Raw genomic sequence first — 22,848 nt, 5'->3', positions numbered from 1 at the left:
CGATCGCCCGGCCGGATGAGACGCAGGCCACATTCGGGTTCTTCCGGCCGAACACTTCCGCGGCGTGGGGACAAGAGCCGGTATGCACAGGGGAAATGCGATGCTGCTGGCCGGGACGTGCGCCGGCGCGGTGGCGGCGATGCTCGTCGTGGCCGCGGCGGTCCGGCCGCCGGCACCCGTCGCCGCGGCCGGCTCGCCGCTCACGACCGCGCCGTCGTTGACGACGAGCGTCGCGACGACGGCGACTTCGGCACCGCCGGCGACGTCGGCGACGCCGGTGTCGGAGGGCGCCTCGCTGGCGAAGCTCGTGCCGGGGAAGCTCAGCGTGCTCGTCCACGACCGCAAGAACGGCCGTGACGTCGTCTCGTACCGCCCGGACGCGACCTACACCTCCGCGTCGCTGGTCAAGCTGTTCATCGCCTTCGAAGCCCTGCGGCGGGGCGAGCCCGCCGGCGAGGTCGCCGAAATGCTGTCCCGCAGCGACGACGACATCGCGAGCCGGCTCTGGACGAAGCTCGGCGAGGCGAAGATCGTCACGTCGTGGGCGGCACGGATCGGGCTGCGGGCGACGACCCCGCCCGCCGACGCCGGGCACTGGGGCAGCACCCTCGTCACCGCCGCCGACCTCGTCCGCACCTACCGGTACCTCATGGACGACGCCCCGGCGGGCACCCGGCAGGTCGTCCTGCGCGCGCTCGACGGCGCCACGGAACACGGCGCGGACGGCTTCGACCAGTTCTTCGGCATCCCGGGTGCGGTCACCGCCACCGACTGGGCGGTGAAGCAGGGCTGGTCCTGCTGCGACCCGGGCCGCAACCTGCACACCAGCGGGCTCGTCGGCGGGCGCCGCTACATCGTCGTCGTGCTGAGCGCCCAGCCGGCCGCCACTTCCTGGTCGAAGGCGTCCCAGAACGTCACGGCGGTCGTGAAAGCGCTCTCCGTCCCGCTCGGCTGGTCCTGACGCGCCCGGCGTCCGCCGGTGCCGGCCCCTTCGGCGGTACGGTCTCGTGGGTGGTGGCACAGCACGAAGTGGAGGGGGCCAGGGTGGTGGACCGGGCGAAGCCGGGGGCGCAGGCCAGGACGTCGGCCCCGGGGCCGCGGCAGCCCAGCCTGGCCGACGTCGCCGGCATGGCCGGGGTGTCGCACATGACCGTCTCGCGCGTGGTCAACGAGAGCGGGCCGGTGCGCCCGGAGACCCGCGAGCGCGTCCTCGCCGCCGTGCAGAAGCTCGGGTACCGGCCCAACACCGCCGCGCGGACGCTGGTCACCGGCCGGTCGGGCACGCTCGGCGTGGTCGCGCTGGAGTCGAACCTCTACGGGCCGGCGAGCACCCTGTACGGCATCGAAAACGCGGCCCGCGAAGCCGGGTACGGCGTCGCTATCTGCAGCGTCACCCGCCCGGGCCGGACGTCGATCGGCGACGCGGTGGAGAGCCTGCGGCGCCAGGCGGTCGAAGGGATCGTCGTCATCGCCCCGCACGTCACGGCCGGGCGGGCGCTGGCCGCGGTGCCGGGCGACATCCCGGTGGTGGCGGTCGGCGGTGGCAAGTCGGCGCCCGTGCCGGTGATCTCGGTCGACCAGTACGACGGCGCCCGCCGTGCCACCGAGCACCTGCTCGCCCTCGGCCACCGCACGGTCTGGCACGTCGCCGGGCCGGAGGACTGGCTGGAGGCCCGCGACCGCGAACGCGGCTGGCGCGAAACCCTGGAACGACGCGGCCTGCGGGTGCCGGCGGTCGTGCGCGGCGACTGGAGCCCGCGGTCGGGCTACGAGGCGGGCCGGGCGCTGGTCGGCAAGCGTGGGCTGAAGGCGGTGTTCTCGGCCAACGACCAGATGGCGCTGGGTGTGCTGCGCGCGTTCACCGAGGCCGGGATCCGCGTGCCGGAGGACGTCCACGTCGCCGGCTTCGACGATGTCCCGGAGGCGGCGTACTTCAACCCGCCGCTGACGACGGTCCGCCAGGACTTCATCGAGGTCGGCCGGAAGACGTTCGGGCTCCTGGAAGACCGCATGGCGGGCGGCGACGTCCGGGCGCGGCACCTCGTGCCGGCCGAGCTGATCGTTCGGGAAAGCACCGGCCCCCGCTGAAACGTCTTGAATGAGTCATTCAGGACTTCCGACGACCTGAATGACTCATTCACGACATTCGCGGAGTTTTGTTAGCGCTAACACGACCTGGGTACTGATCCATCCCGGTGTTGTATCTTGACCGCTTCTGTGTGATCGGCGAAGCATCGTGTTCGGTTCTGGTCCCCGCCGCCCGGAGGTCTTCGCATGCGTGCCGTCGTCCGGACTCTGCTCGTCGCCGTGCTCGCCCTGGTCGGGGTGACCGTCCCGCCGGCCACGGCCGCGCCGCCGAAGGCCGGGCACACCGTCACCTACGACGGCTACTCCTTCCTGGTCGACGGCAACCGCACCTACCTCTGGTCGGGGGAGTTCCACTCCTACCGCCTCCCGAGCCCCGACCTCTGGCTCGACATCTTCCAGAAGATGAAGGCGGCCGGCTTCAACTCGACGTCGCTGTACTTCGACTGGGGCTACCACTCGCCGCGCCAGGGCGTCTACGACTTCACCGGCGTCCGCGACCTCGACAAGCTCCTCGACGTGGCGCAGCAGGCCGGGCTCTACGTCATCGCGCGGCCCGGGCCTTACATCAACGCGGAGGTCGACGGCGGCGGATTCCCGACCTGGCTGTCCACCACCCCCGGCCACACCCGCAGCGCCGACCCCGGCTACCTGAAGTACTCCGACGAGTGGCAGACGCAGATCGACCGGATCATCGCGCGCCATCAGTTGACGAACGGCACCGGCAGTGTGCTCGCCTACCAGGTCGAGAACGAGTACTACAACGGCAACGCCGACGGCCGCGCGTACATGAAGCACCTCGAAGACAAGGCCCGCGCCGACGGCATCACCGTTCCCCTGGTGGGCAACAACAACGGCACCTTCAACGCCGGCGAGGCCGCGCTCGACGTCGACGCCGCCGACTCCTACCCGCAGGGTTTCGACTGCTCCGACCCGACGCGCTGGAACGGCGTCCCGGACATCAGCTACGACCACGTGCCCGGCAAGCCGCTGATCACCGCCGAGTTCCAGGGCGGCGCCTTCGACCCGTGGGGCGGCCCGGGCTACGAGAAGTGCGCGCAGCTGATCGACGACCAGTTCGCCAACGTCTTCTACAAGCAGAACATCGCGGTCGGCGCGACCGGCCAGAGCTTCTACATGCTGCACGGCGGGACGTCGTGGGGCTGGAGCGCGATCCCGCAGAACTACACGTCCTACGACTACGGCGCCGCGATCACCGAGGCGCGGCAGTTCGACCCGAAGTACAACGAAGACAAGCTGATCGGCTACTTCACCCAGTCCGTCGCCCCGCTGACCAAGACCGACGGGCTGGCCGGCGCGCCGCTCACCGACCCGGCCCTCACCGACACCGCCCGGATCAACCCGGACACCCGCACGCAGTTCCACACCCTGCGCCACACCGATTCGACGTCCACCGCCTCGAACACCACGAGCCTCGCGCTCGACCTCGCCGCCCACGCCGGCTACACCTACGACGACCGCGCGGGCGAGGTCGGCTACACCGGCACCTGGAGCCACGTCGGGCCGGAGGTGAACTACACCGGCGGCGACTACCAGCACACCGAGTCGTTCTCGGAGGTCACCGGTGACAGCGTGAGCATCCCCTTCACCGGCACCGGGATCCGCTGGGTGACGTCGAAGGACCCGAGTCACGGCATCGCCGACGTCTACCTCGACGACGCGAAAGTCAGCACCGTCGACCTCTACGCGGCGAGCAAGCAGAACCAGGTCACCGGCTACGAGGTGCGCGGCCTGCCCGCCGGGGCGCACACGCTGAAGATCGTCGTCACCGGGCAGAAGAACGCGAACGCGACCGGGCCGTTCGTCGTGGTCGACGCCGTCGACCTGCTGTCGGGCAGCGCCGACTACTACCCGGTCGTGCCGCAGCAGCCCGGCACCGGCCTCACGCTGAACGGCCGGCAGTCGAAGATCGTCGTCGCCGGGTACGACCTCGGGCGGACGCGGATGCAGTATTCGACGTCGGAGATCATGACGAGCGCGGCCATCGGCGACCGGGACGTCGCGGTCCTCTACGGGGACAAGGGCGGCCCGGGCGAAACCGTGCTGCGGTTCGCGCAGCAGCCGTCCGTGCAGGTCCTCGGCGGCACCGCGACGTCCACTTGGGACGCGGCCCGCGGCGACCTGCGGCTGAACTACACCCACGACGGCCTGGCCCGCGTGCTCGTCACCGCCCCCGGGCAGCGCCCGTTGCTCCTGCTGCTCGCCGACAAGGCGACGGCGGCGACGTTCTGGCGCCAGGACACCGCGGCGGGCCCGGTGCTGGTCCGCGGCACGCACCTGGTGCGGACCGCGGCCGACGACCACGGCACCCTCGCGTTGACCGGCGACACCGGCACCGACGGCTCGTTCGAGGTCTTCAGCAGCGAGAAGTCGTTGTCGTGGAACGGATCCCGGGTCGCGACCCGGCCGACGTCGAGCGGCAGTCTCGACGCCACCGCGCCGACGGCGAAGGCCGTGACGCTCCCGGCGTTGAGCGGCTGGAAGCACCAGCAGGAGTCGCCGGAGAGCCGGCCCGGCTTCGACGACTCGGCCTGGCCGGTGGCCGACAAGGACACCTCCGACAGTTCGACCGCGGTCGGCACGAAACCGGTGCTCTTCGCCGACGACTACGGTTTCCACACCGGCAACACCTGGTACCGCGGCCGGTTCACCGGCGACGGGAAGCAGACCGGGATCACGCTGTCGAGCCAGAGCGGCGGGCCGGCCGGCGCGTTCTCGGTGTGGCTCAACGGTGTCTTCCTCGGCAGCTCGAAGGATCCCCAGCACACTTTCCCCTTCCCGGCGGGCGCGCTGCGCGCGGGGGAGAACGAGCTCTCCGTGCTCACCGTGAACATGGGCCACGAGGAGGACTACGGCGCGAACAACGGCAACAAGGCCGCGCGCGGGCTCATCTCCGCCCGGCTGACCGGGGCGCCGCTGACGTCGGTGACCTGGCGGCTGCAGGGTGTCCGCGGCGGCGAGACGGGGCTCGACCCGGTCCGGGGTCCGCTCAACACCGGCGGGTTGTACGGCGAGCGCGCGGGCTGGTCACTGCCCGGCTTCCCCGACGGGCGCTGGACGTCGGCTTCGTTGCCGGCGAAGGACTCGACGCCGGGCGTGTCCTGGTACCGGACCACCGCCGACCTGGATCTGCCGCGCGGCCAGGACACCTCGCTCGGCCTGACGATCACCGACGATCCCGCGCGGCAGTACCGGGCGCTGATCTTCGTCAACGGCTGGCAGCTCGGCCAGTACGTCAACTACCTCGGGCCGCAGCACAGCTTCCCGATCCCGAACGGGATCCTTAACCCGAACGGCCGCAACACCATCGCCGTGGCGGTGTGGAACCTCGACGGCAGCACGGGCGGTCTCGGCAAGATCACCTGGACGAACTACGGCAGCTACCGCTCGCCGTTGACGGTGAAGCAGAACGCCTCGCCCGGCTTCGACCCCGGGCGGTACGCGATGCCGGCGGCGCCGACCGCGGGGGTGTCCCTGACCGCGCCGGACACCGTGTCGGGCGGGCAGTCGTTCACCGCTTCGGCGACGGTGCGGGTGCCCGCGGGCGCGCCGCCGGCGTTCGACGTGAAGCCGGTGCTGACCGCGCCGGCCGGGTGGACGGTCGGGCCCGCGTCCCCGCCTTCGGTCGCGCGAATCGACGGCGGCGGCTCGGCGACGGTCTCGTGGCGCGTCACTGTCCCCTCCACAGTGGACACGGCCGCGCTGAAGGTGGCGGTGGCCTACCGGCAGGCCGGACGGCCCGATTCCGTGTCCGGTGAGCGGATCGTCGGTGCGGTGCCTCCGGCGCCACCCGCGGGCGAGGTGGCGGTGAGCTCGCTGCCGTTCCTGACGGCGACGAACGGCTGGGGCCCGGTCGAGCGTGACACCAGCAACGGCGAGGCGAGCGCGGGCGACGGCAAGCCGATGACCGTCGGCGGGGTCGCGTACGCGAAGGGCTTGGGCGTGCACGCGGCGAGTGACGTCCAGCTCTACCTGGCCGGTACCTGCACCCGGCTGACCGCTTCGGCCGGCGTCGACGGCGAGACGGGCACCGGCGGCAGCGTGAGTTTCAGCGTCTCGGTGGACGGCGTGACCCGGGTGACGACGCCGGTGGTGCGCGGCGGGCAGGCGGCGGTCCCGCTCGACGTCGACGTCACCGGCGCCCAGGTCCTGGACCTGCTGGTGAGCGACGGCGGGGACGGCAACGGCAACGACCACGCGGACTGGGCGCTGCCGACGCTGACCTGCGCTACGCCGCCTGCCGGGTGACCTCCGGGACCGGCCGGAGGAAGAAGGTGGCGCGGACTTCGCGACGTTCGCGCCACAGGTGGTACAGCGCCAGGCCGAAGATGACCGAGCCGATCACGTTGGCGACGAAGTGCCACCACACGCGGTAGGTCGTCAGCCCGACGCCCGGGTCGACGAGGCCGAAGAACGTCGACAGTCCGATCGCGCGGGGCGCGCCGAAGCCGATCGAGAGCGTGAGGGCCAGGTGCTCGAGCCCGTGCAGGCCCTGCATCCACACGCCCATCTTCGCCCAGCGGCGGGCGCGGGTGCCCAGGGCCCGCCGCGTGATCACCATGACCCCGGCGAGCCCGGCGAGGAAGATGCAGTTGCCGGTGAGGTGCAGCAGCTCCATCCCGAACGTCTTGCGGTCCGGCAGAAGCGTCTGCAGGCCGTTCGCGAGCCCGGTGCCCCACGGTGTCATCCACGCGGGCGAGTTCGGGTGCCCGAGCCAGTAGCCGACCTGGGCGATGTGCTCCTGGACGTGGCCGAGCTGCCCGAGCACGCCGACGCCGATCACCGCGGCCGAGCCGCGGTACACCCACGGGCGCACCGGCCCCCGGTTCGCGTACGCCAGGACACCGACCGCCGCCCCCATCGCAAGCGCCCAAAGCACCAGCAGGGTCGCTCCCGCGACGTCCCAGCCGGACATCGTCCCCATCGGCATCGTCATGGCCGCCTCCGTCCGCGTCCCGCCCAGGCTAGCCGCGGAACCGGGTGCCGAACGTCTTCCGCCGTGCGGCCGGAAACGGGACAATCCGTTACACCGCAACGGTTTCCCCCTCAGGTGAGGACAAGCCGGACGGCCAGGGCGGCGATCACCGCGCTCGACACCAGCGCCGTCACCAACCGGCCGCGCGGTCCGGTGAGGACCCGGCCGAGCAGGGCCCCGCCGCCGGCCAGGAGGGCCTGCCAGCTCGCCGAGGCGGCGAACGCGGCGAGCACGAACACGACCTGCTCGGGCACCGACACCGCGGTGCCGGCGCGGTCGCCGACGACCAGGGCGGTGAAGTAGACGACGGTCGTCGGGTTCACCAGCGTGATGCCGAGCAGGCTGACGTAGGCGCGGCCGGGCGCGAGCGGCGTCACGGGCCGGGCGGTCGCGCCGCGGTGGGACCGCAGCGCCAGGACGGCGCCGCGGATCGCCAGCACGAGCAGGATCCCGGCCGACGCCAGCCGCAACGGCCCGGCGATCGGGGCGACGAGTCCCGCGACCGCGGCGCCGCCGAGCACCGCCACCAGCGCGTACACGCCGTCGGCCGTGGCGACGCCGAGGGCCGCTGCCAGGCCGGTGCGCAGCGACGTGCGAGCGGTGAGCGCGACGAGGTAGGTCGCGACGGCGCCGACCGGGATCGCGATGCCGTAGCCGGCCAGCAGGCCGGCGACCAGCGCGCCGGTCACGGTGCCGGAGTGCTCGACCTCCGCGGGCGCCCCGGCTGCTGCCGGACCGGCGCGGGGGTCGCGGCGACGGTCGGCGGGAGCGAGGTGCGGTTCGAGGTCATGCGCCGAGGGTGGCGGCGACGGGCCCGGTGCGGCAACCGGTTTTCCAGCCGGTGCGCCCCGGGCAGCTGTGCTTGAATCGGCGCCGGAGAAGAGGCCGACGCGAGGAAGGGTTTTCAGATGCGGGTCGACCTGAGCGGGAAGACGGCGCTGGTCACCGGGTCCACCCAGGGCATCGGCTCGGCGATCGCGGCCGGACTCGCGTACACCACGTTCGGGTTCGCCGCGCACTTCGACACCGAGCTGATCTTGATCGCGTAGGCGCCGGCACCGCCGAGATCGGACTTGTTGCCGCGCCACACGTTCCCGCAGCCGTTGGGGAACGACGGCGAGGTGCTCGTGTTGTGGTTCTCGTAGCCGTTGGCGAACGTGCCGGGCGCGGAGAAGGTGCCCGTGTTGTTCTCGATCGTGTAGCCGATGCCCTTGACGTCGATCCAGGAGTCCGCCGAGTTCTCGCCGGAGATGCCGCGGCCGTCGAAGGTGTTGCCGCGGATCAGGCCGCCCGTGGTGCCTTCCTTGACGTCGATGGGTTCCGCCGCGACGAACGGGCCGATGTGGTTGTCCAGCACCTGGATCCGGTCGCCGCGGTCGACGCCGCCGGAGTTGCCGTGGCAGGCCCAGTTCGAGTGGGCCGAGCCGAGGTAGACGCCTTCGCCGTAGCCGGGCTGCACCAGTCCGGTGTAGGTGATCGTCGAATTCTTCAGCACGCTGTCGGCCGACGAGCGGCGGAAGTGGACCGCCTCCTCGTCGACGTGGTGGACGGTCACGCCGTCGATCGTCGTGTGCGGCGAATCGTCGACGACGATGCCCTTCTTGGACTCCTGCACGGTGAAGCCGGTCAGGTTCCAGTACGGCGCGCCGGAGAGCCACAGTCCGTAGCCCGAGTCCCAGCCCGCGGTCGGCGCGGGGCAGCCGGGGGCTTCGCCCGACGGGCCGTCGTTGATCAGGACGGCGTTCGCCGGGCCCGACAGCGTGATGGGCTTCGTGGCGGTGCCGGCCTTCGTCGTGACGAACGAGCCGCGGTAGGTCCCGGCCGCCAGTTCGATCACCTGGCCCGGGACGGCGTTGGCGAGAGCGGCCTGCAGCTGGGCGGCCGTCGAGACGCCGGCCCGGCCGGTGGCGGACGGGTTCGCCGCCGCGGCCTGCGCGCCGGTCAGTGTGAGCGCGGCCGAGATCGTGGCGGCACCGAGGAGAACGGCACGGCTTCGTGGGGACACCAAGAACCTCCGGGAACGGGAACAGCGGAGGTGTTGCGGCGTACACCCGGACTTTCTCTTTATAGGTCAGGCCTGTGACCTGCGTCAATGAGCTGAACGATGGTCATGGATGTGAACGGCTGGCCGGGGTGACACTTTCCGGTGACCCGCAGGTGAACGCGCGTCCGATGGGGAATCTTCTCCAGCACAAACCCCTGGCGCACAGGGAAAGTGCGGAAGGAGAGCACGATGAAGACCCGCATCGCCTCCGGCTGACGGCCGCGGCTCACGGTTTCCGCGGTGGTCGCCGTGGCGGCTCCGGCTTCGGCCGACCCCGTCCCGGGCAACCGGAACCAGTTCTACGCCTACTGCGTGGTCGACCTGGCCGGCGTGCCGGTGGCCTGCGCACAGGCCGACGAGGCGCACTCGACGCACATCTGCCAGTACCTGGCGACTCCGCTGGGCATCGGCCTCGACTGCCTCCAGCGCTCGGCCGCCTGAGTTGCCCGAAAGTACCCGGTGGTCCGGACCATCGGGTACTCGTCGGAAAATGTCCGACCGGTTAACCTTGTTCTTCGCCACCCGCCCGTTCATACTTTGTTGCCATCCACAACAAATAGGGTGCCGGTGAGCCGCCAGCCGTCGCCCGCGGAACGGAAGGGGCGACGACGATGTCGACCAGGAACTCCGCCCGATGGCGGCGGACGACCCGCCTGCTGGTGGCACCCGCGGCCCTGCTCATGGCAGGCGCCTTGGTGGCCGCACCGCAGGTCCAGGCCGCACCGGCGTCGGTGCAGGCTTCCTTCTCAGACGACTTCGACGGCCCGGCGGGCAGCGGGGTCGACGGCGGGAAGTGGGTTCACGAAACCGGCGACAACGTGAACAACCACGAGCGGCAGTGGTACACCGACGGCACCGCCAACGCGGCGCTCGACGGCCAGGGCCACCTCGTGATCACCGCGAAGAAGGAGAACAGCGGGAACAACTGCTGGTACGGCGCCTGCGAGTACACGTCGGCGCGGCTCAACACCTCCGGCAAGTTCACCGCCTCCTCCGGGCACATCGAGGCCCGGATGAAGCTGCCGCGCGGGCAGGGCATGTGGCCCGCGTTCTGGATGCTGGGTTCGGACATCGGCAACGTCGGCTGGCCGCAGTGCGGCGAGATCGACATCATGGAGAACGTCGGATTCGAGCCGAACACCGTGCACGGCACCATCCACGGCCCGGGCTACTCGGGTTCGGGCGGCATCGGCGCGGCCTACAACGGCCCGAACTTCTCCGACGACTTCCACACGTACGCGATCGACTGGTCCGCCGATCGCATCGTCTGGTCGGTCGACGGCAACGCCTACCAGACCCGCACACCGGCCGACGTCGGCGGCAACCAGTGGGTGTTCAACCACGACTTCTTCGTGATCCTGAACCTGGCGGTCGGCGGCTACTGGCCCGGCGACCCCGACGGCAGCACCCAGTTCCCGCAGCAGCTCGTGGTCGACTACGTCCACGTGAGCTGAGGGGTCCGGACCAGCGGGACCGGCTTCTCTCCGTGCGCGGCGGAGGGGGGCCGGTCCCGCGCCATTTCCGCCCCGGCCCGGCTCGGCGGTGGCCCGCTCCGGAGCCGGGGCCGGTCATGCCGGCCCGAACTCGACGCAGTGAATGACTCATTCCTGGCGCCGGACGCCAGGAATGAGTCATTCACTGCAGTGAAAGCGACCCGGCGCGGGCCCGGCAGGCGACTTTGCCGGGGCCCTGCCGTCGGGTGCCATGAACGCGAACGGGTCGTTCACGGCGTCGGAGCCCGCCTCTGGTACAGAACCGGGACATTTCTGGTTCAGACCTGTCGAACAACCCCGACGGCCCGGCGATCTTCTCCGGACAAAGTGACGGTGTGCGCTCGAGAAGCGCCCCGGCACCCGGAGGAACCCATGTCCCGTACCCGCATCCCACCCGTCGCCGGCGGGCTCGCCGCCGCCGTGGCGGTGGCCCTCGCCGTGGCCTGCTGGGTGCTCTTCCCGCCCACCGTCGACGGCCGCGCGAGTGCCGCACGGCCCGCTGTCGACCTCCCGCTGCCGTGGCCGGCCGAGGGGCAGGCCAGCGTCGAGGTGCAGGGCCTGGGTTCGCTGGGCAGCCGCGGGGATCGGCAGCCGGTGCCGATCGCGAGCGTCACCAAGGTCATGACCGCCTACGTCGTGCTGAAGGACCATCCGCTCGCCGGGGGTGAGGCGGGCCCGCGGATCACCGTCGACCAGCAGGCCGAAGCCGAGTCGACGTCGTCCGAGGAGTCGACCGCCCCGGTCCGCGCCGGGCGCGAGATCAGCGAACGGGACCTCCTGTCGCTCATGCTCGTCCCGTCCGGCAACAACGTCGCCCGCCTGCTCGCCCGGTGGGACGCCGGCAGTCAGGAAGCGTTCGTCGCGAAGATGAACCGCGAGGCCGCCGCGCTCGGCATGACCAGCACCACCTACACCGGCGCCAGCGGGGTCGAAGACTCGACGACGAGCACCGCCACCGACCAGCTGCGGCTGGCACGCGAAGTCATGAAGAACGACGTGATCCGCGCGATCGTCGGCACCGCGAGCCTGCGCGTCGACGGCGTGCCCGGTGACGTCGTCAACACCAACACCCTCCTCGGCCGCCACGGCGTGATCGGGCTGAAGACAGGCTCGTCGACCGCGGCCGGCGGCGCCCTGATGTGGGCGGCGCGGACCGGCGGCGGCGCGCTGATCCTCGGTGTCGTCCTGCACCAGAACCCGGGCGGCAGCCCGGCGGCCGGGCTGCGGGCCGCGCTGGAAACCAGCGAGACGCTCATCTCGGCGATCCAGCGGGAACTGCCGGCGGCGACCCGGTGACGGCGACCCTGGAACCGGAAACGACCGCGCCGGACCGCGGAACCTGGCGCCGTGGCCGGGTCATCGCGGTGTTCTCCGTCCTGACGGCGGTGCTCCTGCCGGCGCACTCGCTGGTACCCAACTGGGTGGGCAACGCCGGCAGCCTCCTGGAGACGTTCCTGCCGTGGACGGGCCTGCTCGTGCTGCCGCTGCTCGTGGCGGCGCTCGTCCGGCGTTCCGCGCTCGCGCTCGTGTCGCTGCTGCTGCCGGCGTTGGTCTGGGGCGGCTCCTTCGGCGGCAGGCTGTTCGACAAGACGGGAGCCGGCGGCGACCTGACGATCGTCTCCCACAACGTCAACGACGAGAACCCGGACCCGGCCGGCACCGCACGCGCCCTGGCCGCCTCGGGTGCGCAGGTGATCGCGTTGGAGGAGCTGAAGAAGTCCGAGATCCCGAAGTACGAAGACGCGCTCGCGGTCGGCTACCCGCACCATTCGGTGCAGGGGACGGTCGGGATCTGGAGCACGTTCCCGCTGAGCGACACACGACCGGTGGCGATCATGCCGTGGACCCGCGCGCTCCGGACCACAGTGGACACTCCGAAGGGCCCGGTGGCGGTCTTCGTCGCGCACCTGCCGTCGGTCCGCGTCCGGCTCGATGCGGGCTTCACGGCCACCGGGCGCGACGAAGCGATCGGCCTGCTCGCCGACGCGGTGGCGGGGGAGCCGACGCCGCGCACGATCCTGGTCGGCGACTTCAACGGCACGGCCGACGACCGGGCTCTCGCGCCCATCACCGCGCGGATGCGGTCCGCGCAGGACGACGCGGGCGACGGGTTCGGGTTCAGCTGGCCCGCCGGGCTGCCGCTGGCGCGGATCGACCAGGTCTTCGTGACGGGGGTGCGGCCGGTGTCGTCGTGGACGTTGCCCGCGACGGGCAGCGACCACCTCCCGGTCGCGGCCACCCTGGCGCTCTGACGCTGGAGGGCGGTGCAGTGAATGACTCATTCCAGGCGCCGGACGCCAGGAATGAGTCATTCACTGCGTCCGGCGCGGGGGCCGAACATGCCCCCTGAACACCGCCGTCTCCCGCGCCCGGTGAATTTCCCACGACCCTTCCCGCAGGTCGGGCCGCGAAGCCACGAACACCGGGCCCTCCGGCGCACGTGACTAGACCGTTACGCACCCCGGTCTTGACCCCGCTGGTGTTATCGCTAACACTGACTCCTCGCCGCCACCCGGATGGGTGACGGCGACCACGTCGAAGCGGACGAAAGGGGACGCCGGTGGCCGAACGACCCCGCTCCGGCGGCCCTGTCAGGGTGAACGCCGCCGGTACGCGGCAGCCCAGCCTGACCGATGTCGCGGGCGTGGCGGGCGTGTCGCACATGACCGTCTCCCGGGTCATCAACGGGACCGGCCCGGTGCGCCCCGAAACCCGCGCCCGGGTGCTCGCCGCCATCGAAGAACTGGGCTACCGCCCGAACTCGGCGGCCCGCGCGCTCGTCACCGGACGCACCGGCACGCTCGGTGTCGTCGCACTCGAGTCCAATCTGTACGGTCCGGCCAGCACGCTCTACGGCATCGAGAACGCCGCCCGCGAAGCCGGGTACGCGATCACGATCTCCAGTGTCAGCCGGCCCGGGCGGTCGTCGATCGCCGACGCGGTGGAGAACCTCCGCCGCCAAGCCGTCGAGGGCATCATCGTCATCGCCCCGCACGTCACCGCGGGCCGCGCCCTGGAAGCCGCGCCCGCGGACTTCCCGGTCGTCGCCGTCGGCGGCGGCGAGGCCGCGCCGGTCCCGGTGATCTCCGTCGACCAGCGCGACGGTGCCCGCCGCGCCACCGAGCACCTCCTCGCCCTGGGGCACCGCACGGTCTGGCACGTCGCCGGGCCGGAGGACTGGCTGGAGGCCCGCGACCGCGAGCTCGGCTGGCGGGAAACCCTGGAACGCCACGGCGTGGACGTGCCCGAGGTGATCCGGGGCGACTGGAGCTCGCGCTCCGGCTACGAGGCGGGGCGATCCCTCGCCAAGCAAGGCGACCTCGACGCCGTCTTCGCCGGCAACGACCAGATGGCGCTCGGCCTGCTCCGCGCGTTCGCCGAGGCCGGCGTTTCGGTGCCGCGGGACGTGCGCGTCGCGGGCTTCGACGACGTGCCCGAGGCGGCGTACTTCACGCCGCCGCTGACCACGGTGCGCCAGGACTTCATCGAAGTCGGCCGGCGTACGTTCGGCCTGCTCACCCAGCGGATGGGCGGGGGCGACCGGCACGCGCGCGCCTTGGTCGTGCCCGAGCTGATCGTCCGCGAAAGCACCGGGCCGCGTTAGCGCCGCACGCGCGCCGAACAGAAGAAGACCAGCTCCGGATGTTAACGCTAACAAAAATGATCACCGTCGATCGAGGAGTGAACGTGCTGAAGAAGCGATGGGCCGCCGCGGCGGCCGCGGCGGCCGGACTCGTGCTGCTCACCGCCTGCGGGAGTGGTGGTTCCTCCGGTGGCTCCGGCGGGGCGATCACGCTCGGCTTCGCCCAGGTGGGCGCCGAGAGCGGGTGGCGAACGGCCAACACCAAGTCGATCCAGGAGTCGGCGAAGACCGCGGGCATCGAGCTGAAGTTCTCCGACGCGCAGCAGAAGCAGGAGAACCAGATCTCGGCGATCCGCTCCTACATCCAGCAGAAGGTCAAGGTCATCGCCTTCTCGCCGGTCGTGGAGTCCGGCTGGGACACCGTGCTCAAGGAGGCCAAGACGGCCAACATCCCGGTCATCCTCACCGACCGGGCGATCGACTCGCCGGACAAGTCGCTCTACAAGACCTTCCTCGGCTCCGACTTCATCGCCGAGGGCAAGAAGGCGGGGGAGTGGCTGACCAAGGAGTACGGCAGCGCCACCGGCCAGGTCAACATCGTCGAACTGCAGGGCACCACGGGTTCGGCGCCGGCCAACGACCGCAAGAAGGGCTTCGCGGACGTCATCGCGGCGGACCCGAAGTACAAGATCGTCGCGTCGCAGACCGGTGAGTTCACCCGCGCCAAGGGCAAGGAGGTCATGGAGGCCTTCCTGAAGTCGCAGCCCAAGATCGACGTCCTCTACGCCCACAACGACGACATGGCGCTCGGCGCCATCGAGGCGATCGAGGCGGCGGGCAAGGTCCCGGGCAAGGACATCAAGATCGTCTCGGTCGACGGCGTGAAGGACGCGCTGCAGGCACTGGCCGACGGCAAGATCAACCACGTCGTCGAGTGCAACCCGCTGCTCGGCCCGCAGCTGATGGACCTGGTGAAGAAGGTTTCCGCCGGCGAGCAGGTGCCCGCCCGCATCGAGACCCAGGAGACCGAGTTCGACCAGGCGTCGGCCAAGGCCGCGCTGCCGCAGCGCCAGTACTGACCGCAGCCCGCGGGTCGTGAGTGAGAAGCAGCGTTCCGACCCTGTTTCCCACTCACGACCCCCGCGTCCACCCCGGAGCACACCAAATGCCTGAACCGCAGCCCATGGTGCGGATGAGCGGTATCCGCAAGGAGTTCCCCGGCGTCCTCGCCCTGGACGACGTCGCGTTCCGGATGTTCCCCGGCGAGGTCCACGCCCTGATGGGAGAGAACGGCGCCGGCAAGTCCACCCTCATCAAGGTGCTCACCGGGGTGTACGGGGTGGACGCGGGCACGATCGAGCTGAACGGCGGCGCCGTCGCCTTCAGCGGGCCCGGGGAGGCCCAGCAGGCCGGCGTCAGCACGGTCTACCAGGAAGTCAACCTCTGCCCGAACCTGTCCGTGGCGGAGAACGTCTGCCTCGGCCGGGAACCCCGCCGCTTCGGCCGCATCCAGTGGGGCCCGATGCGGCGGCGGGCCGAGGAGCTCCTCGCCCGGCTGGACGTCCACGTGGACGTCTCGGCCGAGCTGTCCACCTGCTCGATCGCGGTGCAGCAGCTCGTCGCCATCGCCCGCGCCCTCGACGTCGACGCGCGGGTCCTGGTGCTCGACGAGCCGACGTCCAGTTTGGACACCGGCGAGGTCGAGCAGCTGCTCGAGGTCGTCCGGTCGCTGCGCGACCAGGGGCTGGCGATCCTGTTCGTCTCCCACTTCATCGACCAGGTCTTCGCCGTCGCCGACCGGATGACCGTGCTGCGCAACGGAAAGCTGATCGGCGAGTACCGCACGGCGGACATCACGCCCGTCGAGCTCGTCACCAAGATGATCGGCAAGGAGCTGCGGGTCCTGGAGACGCTCGAGGACTCCGGGCCCAGCCGGGCCGAGGTCGCCGGCGCTCCGGTGCTCCTGTCCGCCGAAGACCTCGGCCGCAAGGGCGGTGTCGAGCCGTTCAGCCTCGACGTCCACGCCGGCGAGGTCGTCGGGCTGGCCGGGCTGCTCGGGTCCGGGCGCACCGAGCTCGCCCGGCTGCTCTTCGGCGCCGACCACGCCGACAGCGGCTCGGTGACGATCGACGGCGAAGCCACGAACCTGCGCACCCCGCGCGCCGGGCTCGACCACCGCATCGCGTTCCTCTCGGAAAACCGCAAGTCCGAGGGGCTGGTCGAGGAACTGACCGTCCGCGAGAACATCGTCCTGGCGCTGCAGGCCTCCCGCGGCTGGGCGCGGCCGCTGTCCCGCCGGCGCCAGGACGAAATCGCGCGGAAGTACATCGAGACCCTCGACATCCGCCCCGCCGACCCCGAGGCCCTGGTCGGCAACCTCTCCGGCGGCAACCAGCAGAAGGTGCTGCTCGCGCGCTGGCTCATCACCGAGCCACGGCTGCTCATCCTCGACGAGCCGACCCGCGGCATCGACATCGGCGCCAAGACGGAGATCCAGCGGCTGGTCACCCAGCTCTCGGCCGACGGCATGGCCGTCGTGTACATCTCCGCCGAGCTGGAGGAGGTGCTCCGGCTGAGCCACCGGGTCGTGGTGCTGCGCGACCGGAAAGTGGTGGCGCAACGGGAAAACCAGGGACTCACCGCGGACGACGTCATGGCCACGATGGCCGAGGGGGTGCAGGCATGACAGCTCTGACGGGATTGACGAAACACCGGCTCTTCTGGCCCGTGGTGGCCTTGCTGGCGCTGCTGGTGGGCGACCTCATCGCGAGCCCGGCGTTCTTCTCGATCGAACTGCGCGACGGTCACCTGTACGGGAACCTCGTCGACATCCTGAAGAACGGCGCCCCGCTGATCCTCATCGCGATCGGCATGACGCTCGTCATCGCCACCCGGGGCATCGACCTCTCGGTCGGTTCGGTCGTGGCGATCAGCGGCGCGCTCGCCTGTCTCTGGGTCAGCGACAACCCGGACGGCGTCGGCACCACGCTGGTGGCGTTCGGGCTGGCGCTCGGCCTCTCGCTCCTGCTGGGGGTGTGGAACGGCTGGCTCGTCGCGGTGCTGGGCATCCAGCCGATCATCGCCACGCTGATCCTCATGGTCGCCGGGCGGGGGATCGCGCAGCTGATCTCCGGCGGGCAGATCATCACGGTCAACTCCCACTCCTTCGAGTGGATCGGCAGCGGGTTCCTGTTCACGCTGCCCGGCGCCATCCTCATCGCGCTGGCGGTGTTCGTGCTCGCTTCGCTGCTGGTCCGCCGCTCCGCGCTCGGCCTGCTCGTCGAGGCCGTCGGCGGCAACCCGGAGGCCAGCCGGCTGGCCGGGCTCCGCTCGGCGCGCCTGACCTGGCTCGTCTACGTCTTCTGCGCACTGTGCGCGGGCATCGCCGGGCTGATGATCAGCGCGAACGTGCACAGCGCCGACGCGAACCACGCCGGGCTGTTCATCGAGCTCGACGCGATCCTCGCCGTCGTCGTCGGCGGCACGCAGCTGACCGGCGGCCGGTTCTCCCTCGGCGGGGCGGTGATCGGCGCGCTGCTCATCCAGACGCTGACCACCACCGTCTACGCCCTCGGCATCCCGCCCGAGGCGATCATGCTGTTCAAGGCCGTGGTCGTGCTGGCGGTGTGCCTCCTGCAGTCGCCCGCGTTCCGCCGCAAGTTCCGCGGGCGGCAGCGGGCCCATCCGGTCAGCCCGGAGCCGGCACCGGCCCCGGAGAAGGTCGAGGTCGGCGCATGACCACGCTCACCCGCATCAAGGGCTACCGGCCGCAGCAGCGGCACCTGCCGATCCTCGCGACGATGGCGCTGCTGATCGGGGCCTACATCTTCGGCGCGTCGAGCTACGAGGCGTTCGGGTCCGGGCAGGTCGTGCTCGACCTGTTCATCAACAACGCCTTCCTGCTCGTGGTCGCGGTCGGGATGACGTTCGTGATCCTCACCGGCGGCATCGACCTGTCCGTCGGCTCGGTCGTCGCCCTGTCCACGGTGATCTCCGGCGACCTGCTGCAGAAGCACGGCTGGCCCGCGTACGCGGCGATCGCGGTGGTGCTGGTGGTCGGCGCGCTGCTCGGCGCCGGGATGGGCGCGCTCATCCACTTCTTCGAGATCCAGCCGTTCATCGCCACGCTGATCGGGATGTTCTTCGCGCGCGGGCTCTGCTACACGATCAGCACGGAGGCCTACTCGATCGACAACGCGACGATCGCGACGCTCGCCCAGACGCAGATCCCGCTCGGCGGGGAGCTGCACATTTCGATCAGCGTGGTCGCCGCGCTGATCGTCGTCGCCGTGGCCGCCTACGTGCTGGCCTTCACGCGGTTCGGGCGCACGGTGTACTCGATCGGCGGCAACGCGCAGTCGGCGATGCTGATGGGCCTCAAGACCGGCCGCACCAAGATCGCGGTGTACACGATCAGCGGATTCTGCTCGGCCCTCGGCGGCCTGCTGCTGGTGCTGTACAAGTCGTCCGGCGACCCGCTCAACGGCGTCGGCCTGGAGCTGACCGCGATCGCCGCGGTCGTCATCGGCGGCACCATCCTCACCGGCGGCTCCGGCTACGTGCTGGGCACCGTGCTCGGGATCATGGTGCTGGGCATCATCCAGACGCTGATCACCTTCGACGGCACCCTCAACTCCTGGTGGACCTCGATCATCACCGGGGCCCTCCTGTTCGTCTTCATCGTCCTGCAACGCCTCGTCACCCGACGGACCCGCTAGCGCGGAAGCCGCACTTTCACGTGAAAGTGCGGCTTCCGCACCCACTCGAGGGAGAGTCATGCTCCGCAGACTGCGGCGGCCCATGGCCGTGCTCGCCGCCCTGGCGCTGTGCTGCGCCGTCCCGGTGACGGCCGCCACGGCCGATCCCGCTTCGGCGCTCGCCGGGCACTGGACGTTCGACGAGGGCAGCGGGACGACGGCCGCCGACAGCGCCGGTGAACACCCCGCCACGGTGAACGGCGGCGCGGGCTGGGGGCCGGGGATCCGCGGGGGAGCCCTGACGACCGACGGGTCCAGGGGGTTCGCCGATGCCGGCGCGCCGGTGCTGGACACCACGAAGAGCTTCTCCGTCAGCAGCTGGGTCAAGCTCGACAAGACGACCGGCTTCCAGACGTTCGTCAGCGTCGACGGCACCCAGGTCAGCAACTTCTTCCTGCAGTTCCGCGACGACTCCCGCCGCTTCGCCTTCACCCGGCTCGCCGGGGACGCGCCGGCCGACGGCGTCGTCGCTTCGGCGAACTTCGATCCCGTCGCCGGCCAGTGGTACCAGCTCACCGGCGTGTTCGACGCGGCCGCGTCGACCCTGGCCCTCTACGTGGACGGCACCCGCCAGGCGACGGTGTCCGCGCCGGCCGGCTGGGCCGGTACCGGCCACCTGGTGATCGGCCGCGGCAAGTACGGCGGCAACCCGGTGGACTACGTCGACGGGTCGATCGACGACGTCCGCGCCTACTCCGGCGCGCTGAGCGCGGCCGACGCCGCCCGGCTGGCGATCGCCGGCCACTGGGGTCTCGACGAGGGGACCGGCACCACCGCGGCCGACGACTCCCTCGACGCGCGCACCGCCACCCTCACCGGGGGCGCCACCTGGGGCGACGGCGTCGTCGGCCCGCACGGCGTCACGCTCGACGGCACCGACGCCGCGGTCGACGTCCCGGCGCCGGTCGTCGACACCGCGCAGAGCTTCTCCGTCTCCGCATGGGTCAAGCCGACCGCGGCCACCGGCTTCCGGACCGCGGTCAGCGTCGACGGCGACGCGATCAGCGGCTTCTACCTCCAGCGCGCCGCCGACGGCCGTTTCGCCTTCACCCGCCGCGCTTCCGACGGCGACTCGGCGTCGTCCTCGGCCGTCTCCACGTTGCCCGCGCAGGCCGACCAGTGGCAGCACGTGGTGGGCGTCTACAACCGCGCGGCCGGCACGCTTTCCCTGTACGTCAACGGAACCCTGCAGCAGAGCGTCCCGTTCACCACGCCGTGGACCGCGGGCGGGCACCTCGTCATCGGCCGCGGCAAGTGGGCCGGCAGCCCGGCCGACTGGTTCGCCGGGGGAGTGGACGACGTCCGCGCGTACCCGACGCCGCTGACCGCGTCCGCCGTTGCCGCCCTGGCCGCGAGCGGGACGTGGCACTTCGACGAGGGCGCCGGCACGATCACCCGCGACTCGAGCGCGAACGCCGCCGACGGCACCCTGCGCGGAGCGACCTGGACCGCGGGCGCCTCGGGCAAGGCCGTGCAGCTCGACGGGAAGTCCACTGTGGACATGGGCACCTCGCCCGCGTTCGACACCGGCACCGGCTCGCTCTCCCTGGCCGCGTGGTTCCGCACCACCGGCGACGGCACCCTGGTCGGCCACGGCGACGGCTACGCGCTCGGCGTGGCCAGCGGCAAGCTCACCGCCCGCGTCGGCACCATCCAGGTGACCGCCACCGGCGGCGGCCTCGCCGACGGCAACTGGCACCACGCCGCCGTCGTGCTGGACCGCGCGTCGCAGCGGTTCACCGTCTACGCCGACGGCGACGCGGCCGCGGTCACCAGCACCTGCGGCACGCCGTCGGGGACCACGCTCGACGTCTCCGCCTGCCCGGCCTCGGGCACCGCCGCGGCGCCGTTCACCGTGGGGGCCGGGTTCACCGGCGCGATCGACGAGGTCGAACTGCGTCGCTTCCCCTTGACCGCGGCCCAGATCGGCGCCCTCGCCGGCGCCAATCAGCTGGCGGTCGACGCCAACGTCGTCCGCGCCAACACCCGGCCGACGACGTACGGCTCGATCCTCGAGGACATCAGCCACTCCGTCGAAGGCGGGCTCTACGCCGAACTCGTCCGCAACCGCACCTTCAAGGAGGGCTACCAGCCCGGCAGCGGCGCGGGCAACACGCCGGTCCCGTACTGGTCCCTGCTCACCTCGGCGGGCGCCACCGGCACCTACGCCATCGACACCGCGACCCCCCTGAACACCGCGCTCGACCGGTCCCTGAAGCTGCACGCCGACGCCGTTCCGGCCGGTGGCCGGGTCGCGGCCGCCAACGTCGGCTACTACGGCGTCGCCGCGAAGCCGTCCACCAAGTACACCGGCAGCTTCTTCGCCAAGGGCACGTGGACCGGCGCGGTCCGGGTCAGCCTGGAGAAGCCGGACGGCACCGTGCTGGCGAGCAAGGACGTCCAGCCGGCCGGCGCGGATTGGGCGCAGCAGACGTTCACCTTCACCACGCCGTCGACGATCACCGCGTCCACCGACAACCGGATCGTCGTCTCGCTGGTGAACAAGGGGAAGAAGGCACTCGCCGGGGACGCCTGGTTCCAGCAGGTGTCGCTCTTCCCGCCGACCTTCAAGAACCACGGCGTCCGCCTGGACCTCGGCCAGAAGCTCGCCGCGATGAAGCTCGGCCTCTTCCGTGTCCCGGGCGGCAACTACCTCGAGGGCAACACCCTCGACACGCGGTTCGCGTGGAAGAACACCATCGGCCCCCTGGAACAGCGGCCCGGCCACCAGAACACCGCGTGGGGCTACTGGTCCACCGACGGCTTCGGCATCCTCGACTACCTCAAGCTGGCCGAGGACATCGGCGCCCAGCCGCTGCTCGGGCTGTTCGCCGGCTACACCCTCAACGGCCAGCACGTCGACCAGGCCGACTACCCGCAGTACGTCCAGGAAGCCCTCGACGAGATCGAGTACGCCATCGGCGACGCTTCGACGACGTGGGGCGCCAAGCGGGTGGCCGACGGGCACCCGGCGCCGTTCGACCTGCGCTACGTCGAGGTCGGCAACGAGGACTGGTTCGACACCTCGGGCAGCTACGCCTGGCGCTTCACCGACATGTACACCGCCATCAAGGCGAAGTACCCGCAGCTGACGGTCATCGCCACGACCGGCGGCCTGCAGGGCGGGGCGGCGTCGAGCACGCCGACCGGCGTGCGCCCGGACGCCGTGGACGACCACTACTACCAGTCGCCGCAGTGGTTCACCGACAACTCGACCCGCTACGACACGGCTGATCGCAGCGGCCCGGAGATCCTCGTCGGCGAGTACGGTGCCCAGGACGGCCGGCCCACCGGCACCCTGGCCGCCGCGATCGGCGAAGCCGCGTTCCTGACCGGGCTGGAACGCAACAGCGACATCGTCATCGGCTCGATGTACGCGCCGGTGCTGGTGCACGAGAACCAGTCCAACTGGCCGGTCAACCTGATCGGCCTCGACGCCGGGAGCAGCTACGGCTCGCCGTCGTACTGGGTGCAGCAGATGTTCTCCAGCACGCTCGGCAAGCAGATCGTGACCAGCCGCCTCAACCAGGGCAGCCCGCTGCGGCAGGTGGTCAACGTGACCACCAAGAACGGCCGGAAGACGTTCACGGTCAAGCTCGTCAACCCGACCGGGCAGGTGCAGACCGCGCGGCTGGCGCTCACCGGCGTCACGGCGGTCGACGGCACCGGGACGCTCACCACGCTCACCGGCGACCCGGCGGGACGCAACAGTCTCGCCGCGCCGACCGCCATCGTGCCGCAGACCAGGGAGATCACCGGGCTGGCGGCGACCTCGAAGCTGACTTTGCCCGCCAATTCGGTGACGACGCTCGTCATCACCGGCCGCTAGACCCCCGGGGCGCGGCGCGTCCACCGCCGCCCGCGCCGCGTCCCGGTCACCACACCAGGAG

The 22,848-nt window shown here is 71.3% G+C and carries 14 protein-coding genes and 2 pseudogenes; 14 read left to right on the top strand and 2 right to left on the bottom strand.

What is annotated here, in order from left to right; translation table 11 throughout:
- Positions 1–82: 82 nt before the first annotated feature.
- The 3 genes from ACZ4TR_RS47910 (at position 83) to ACZ4TR_RS47900 (ending at position 6,354) form a co-directional block, all read left to right on the top strand.
- Positions 83–961 carry a serine hydrolase gene (locus tag ACZ4TR_RS47910; RefSeq protein ID WP_465295715.1) on the top strand — a complete coding sequence of 293 codons (879 nt, stop codon included), beginning with the start codon at positions 83–85 and terminating at the stop codon, positions 959–961.
- An 83-nt stretch (positions 962–1,044) separates the two neighbouring features.
- Positions 1,045–2,088 (top strand): LacI family DNA-binding transcriptional regulator, encoded by a 1,044-nt coding sequence (locus tag ACZ4TR_RS47905; protein ID WP_465295858.1) that lies wholly within the window; start codon positions 1,045–1,047, stop codon positions 2,086–2,088.
- 186 nt (positions 2,089–2,274) lie between these two features.
- Positions 2,275–6,354, top strand: coding sequence for a beta-galactosidase (locus tag ACZ4TR_RS47900; protein WP_465295713.1), 4,080 nt, complete (start codon positions 2,275–2,277; stop codon positions 6,352–6,354).
- On the opposite strand, the gene ACZ4TR_RS47895 is transcribed toward ACZ4TR_RS47900, so the two are convergent.
- Entirely contained in the window at positions 6,335–7,042 is a 708-nt protein-coding gene (locus ACZ4TR_RS47895) for a DUF6008 family protein (protein ID WP_465295711.1), read from the bottom strand. The two genes, ACZ4TR_RS47900 and ACZ4TR_RS47895, sit on opposite strands and share 20 nt — an antisense overlap.
- Before the next feature lie 110 nt (positions 7,043–7,152).
- A complete protein-coding gene (locus ACZ4TR_RS47890; protein ID WP_364528359.1) occupies positions 7,153–7,770 on the bottom strand; it encodes a LysE/ArgO family amino acid transporter in 618 nt (205 codons plus the stop codon).
- A 219-nt stretch (positions 7,771–7,989) separates the two neighbouring features.
- Between ACZ4TR_RS47890 and ACZ4TR_RS47885 the strand changes: the two are divergent.
- From ACZ4TR_RS47885 to ACZ4TR_RS47835, 11 genes and pseudogenes are all read left to right on the top strand, one after another.
- Positions 7,990–8,073 (top strand): annotated as a pseudogene (locus ACZ4TR_RS47885) (oxidoreductase); the annotation flags it as partial.
- Positions 8,074–9,365: 1,292 nt separating this feature from the next.
- On the top strand, positions 9,366–9,566 hold the full coding sequence (locus tag ACZ4TR_RS47880) for a hypothetical protein (RefSeq protein ID WP_465295709.1): 201 nt from the start codon (positions 9,366–9,368) through the stop codon (positions 9,564–9,566).
- Positions 9,567–9,736: 170 nt separating this feature from the next.
- A pseudogene (locus tag ACZ4TR_RS47875) lies at positions 9,737–10,576 on the top strand (glycoside hydrolase family 16 protein); the annotation flags it as partial.
- Positions 10,577–10,990: 414 nt separating this feature from the next.
- Positions 10,991–11,914 (top strand): D-alanyl-D-alanine carboxypeptidase family protein, encoded by a 924-nt coding sequence (locus ACZ4TR_RS47870; protein ID WP_465295707.1) that lies wholly within the window; start codon positions 10,991–10,993, stop codon positions 11,912–11,914.
- Positions 11,915–11,922: 8 nt separating this feature from the next.
- On the top strand, positions 11,923–12,870 hold the full coding sequence (locus ACZ4TR_RS47865; RefSeq protein ID WP_465295856.1) for an endonuclease/exonuclease/phosphatase family protein: 948 nt from the start codon (positions 11,923–11,925) through the stop codon (positions 12,868–12,870).
- A gap of 308 nt (positions 12,871–13,178) precedes the next feature.
- Positions 13,179–14,222: a LacI family DNA-binding transcriptional regulator gene (locus tag ACZ4TR_RS47860; protein WP_465295705.1), complete on the top strand. Its 1,044-nt coding sequence runs from the start codon at positions 13,179–13,181 to the stop codon at positions 14,220–14,222.
- A gap of 56 nt (positions 14,223–14,278) precedes the next feature.
- Positions 14,279–15,280 carry an ABC transporter substrate-binding protein gene (locus ACZ4TR_RS47855; protein WP_465295703.1) on the top strand — a complete coding sequence of 334 codons (1,002 nt, stop codon included), beginning with the start codon at positions 14,279–14,281 and terminating at the stop codon, positions 15,278–15,280.
- A 104-nt stretch (positions 15,281–15,384) separates the two neighbouring features.
- Positions 15,385–16,887: a sugar ABC transporter ATP-binding protein gene (locus ACZ4TR_RS47850; protein WP_465295854.1), complete on the top strand. Its 1,503-nt coding sequence runs from the start codon at positions 15,385–15,387 to the stop codon at positions 16,885–16,887.
- The gene (locus ACZ4TR_RS47845) at positions 16,884–17,939 is read left to right on the top strand and encodes an ABC transporter permease (RefSeq protein ID WP_465295701.1); all 1,056 of its coding nucleotides are present in this window, start codon (positions 16,884–16,886) and stop codon (positions 17,937–17,939) included. Before ACZ4TR_RS47850 ends, ACZ4TR_RS47845 begins: the two co-directional genes overlap by 4 nt.
- Complete coding sequence (gene yjfF, locus ACZ4TR_RS47840) at positions 17,936–18,919, top strand: galactofuranose ABC transporter, permease protein YjfF (RefSeq protein WP_364518967.1); 984 nt, start codon at positions 17,936–17,938, stop codon at positions 18,917–18,919. The genes ACZ4TR_RS47845 and yjfF overlap by 4 nt, the downstream gene beginning before the upstream one ends.
- A gap of 58 nt (positions 18,920–18,977) precedes the next feature.
- A complete protein-coding gene (locus tag ACZ4TR_RS47835; RefSeq protein ID WP_465295699.1) occupies positions 18,978–22,787 on the top strand; it encodes a LamG-like jellyroll fold domain-containing protein in 3,810 nt (1,269 codons plus the stop codon).
- The last annotated feature ends 61 nt before the right edge of the window (positions 22,788–22,848 follow it).

This window comes from Amycolatopsis sp. NPDC028719 (genome assembly GCF_055565395.1).
The sequence above is the reverse complement of the archived record's forward strand: the minus strand, read 5'-3'. Positions and strand labels throughout refer to the sequence as shown.

Bases quoted from the DNA above. Each gene is read 5' to 3' on its own strand.
- ACZ4TR_RS47910 (WP_465295715.1), top strand. From the start codon at position 83: ATGCACAGGGGAAATGCGATGCTGCTGGCCGGGACGTGCGCCGGCGCG.
- ACZ4TR_RS47900 (WP_465295713.1), top strand. From the start codon at position 2,275: ATGCGTGCCGTCGTCCGGACTCTGCTCGTCGCCGTGCTCGCCCTGGTC.
- ACZ4TR_RS47895 (WP_465295711.1), bottom strand. From the start codon at position 7,042: ATGACGATGCCGATGGGGACGATGTCCGGCTGGGACGTCGCGGGAGCG.
- ACZ4TR_RS47870 (WP_465295707.1), top strand. From the start codon at position 10,991: ATGTCCCGTACCCGCATCCCACCCGTCGCCGGCGGGCTCGCCGCCGCC.
- ACZ4TR_RS47855 (WP_465295703.1), top strand. From the start codon at position 14,279: ATGATCACCGTCGATCGAGGAGTGAACGTGCTGAAGAAGCGATGGGCC.
- ACZ4TR_RS47850 (WP_465295854.1), top strand. From the start codon at position 15,385: ATGGTGCGGATGAGCGGTATCCGCAAGGAGTTCCCCGGCGTCCTCGCC.
- ACZ4TR_RS47845 (WP_465295701.1), top strand. From the start codon at position 16,884: ATGACAGCTCTGACGGGATTGACGAAACACCGGCTCTTCTGGCCCGTG.
- yjfF (WP_364518967.1), top strand. From the start codon at position 17,936: ATGACCACGCTCACCCGCATCAAGGGCTACCGGCCGCAGCAGCGGCAC.
- ACZ4TR_RS47835 (WP_465295699.1), top strand. From the start codon at position 18,978: ATGCTCCGCAGACTGCGGCGGCCCATGGCCGTGCTCGCCGCCCTGGCG.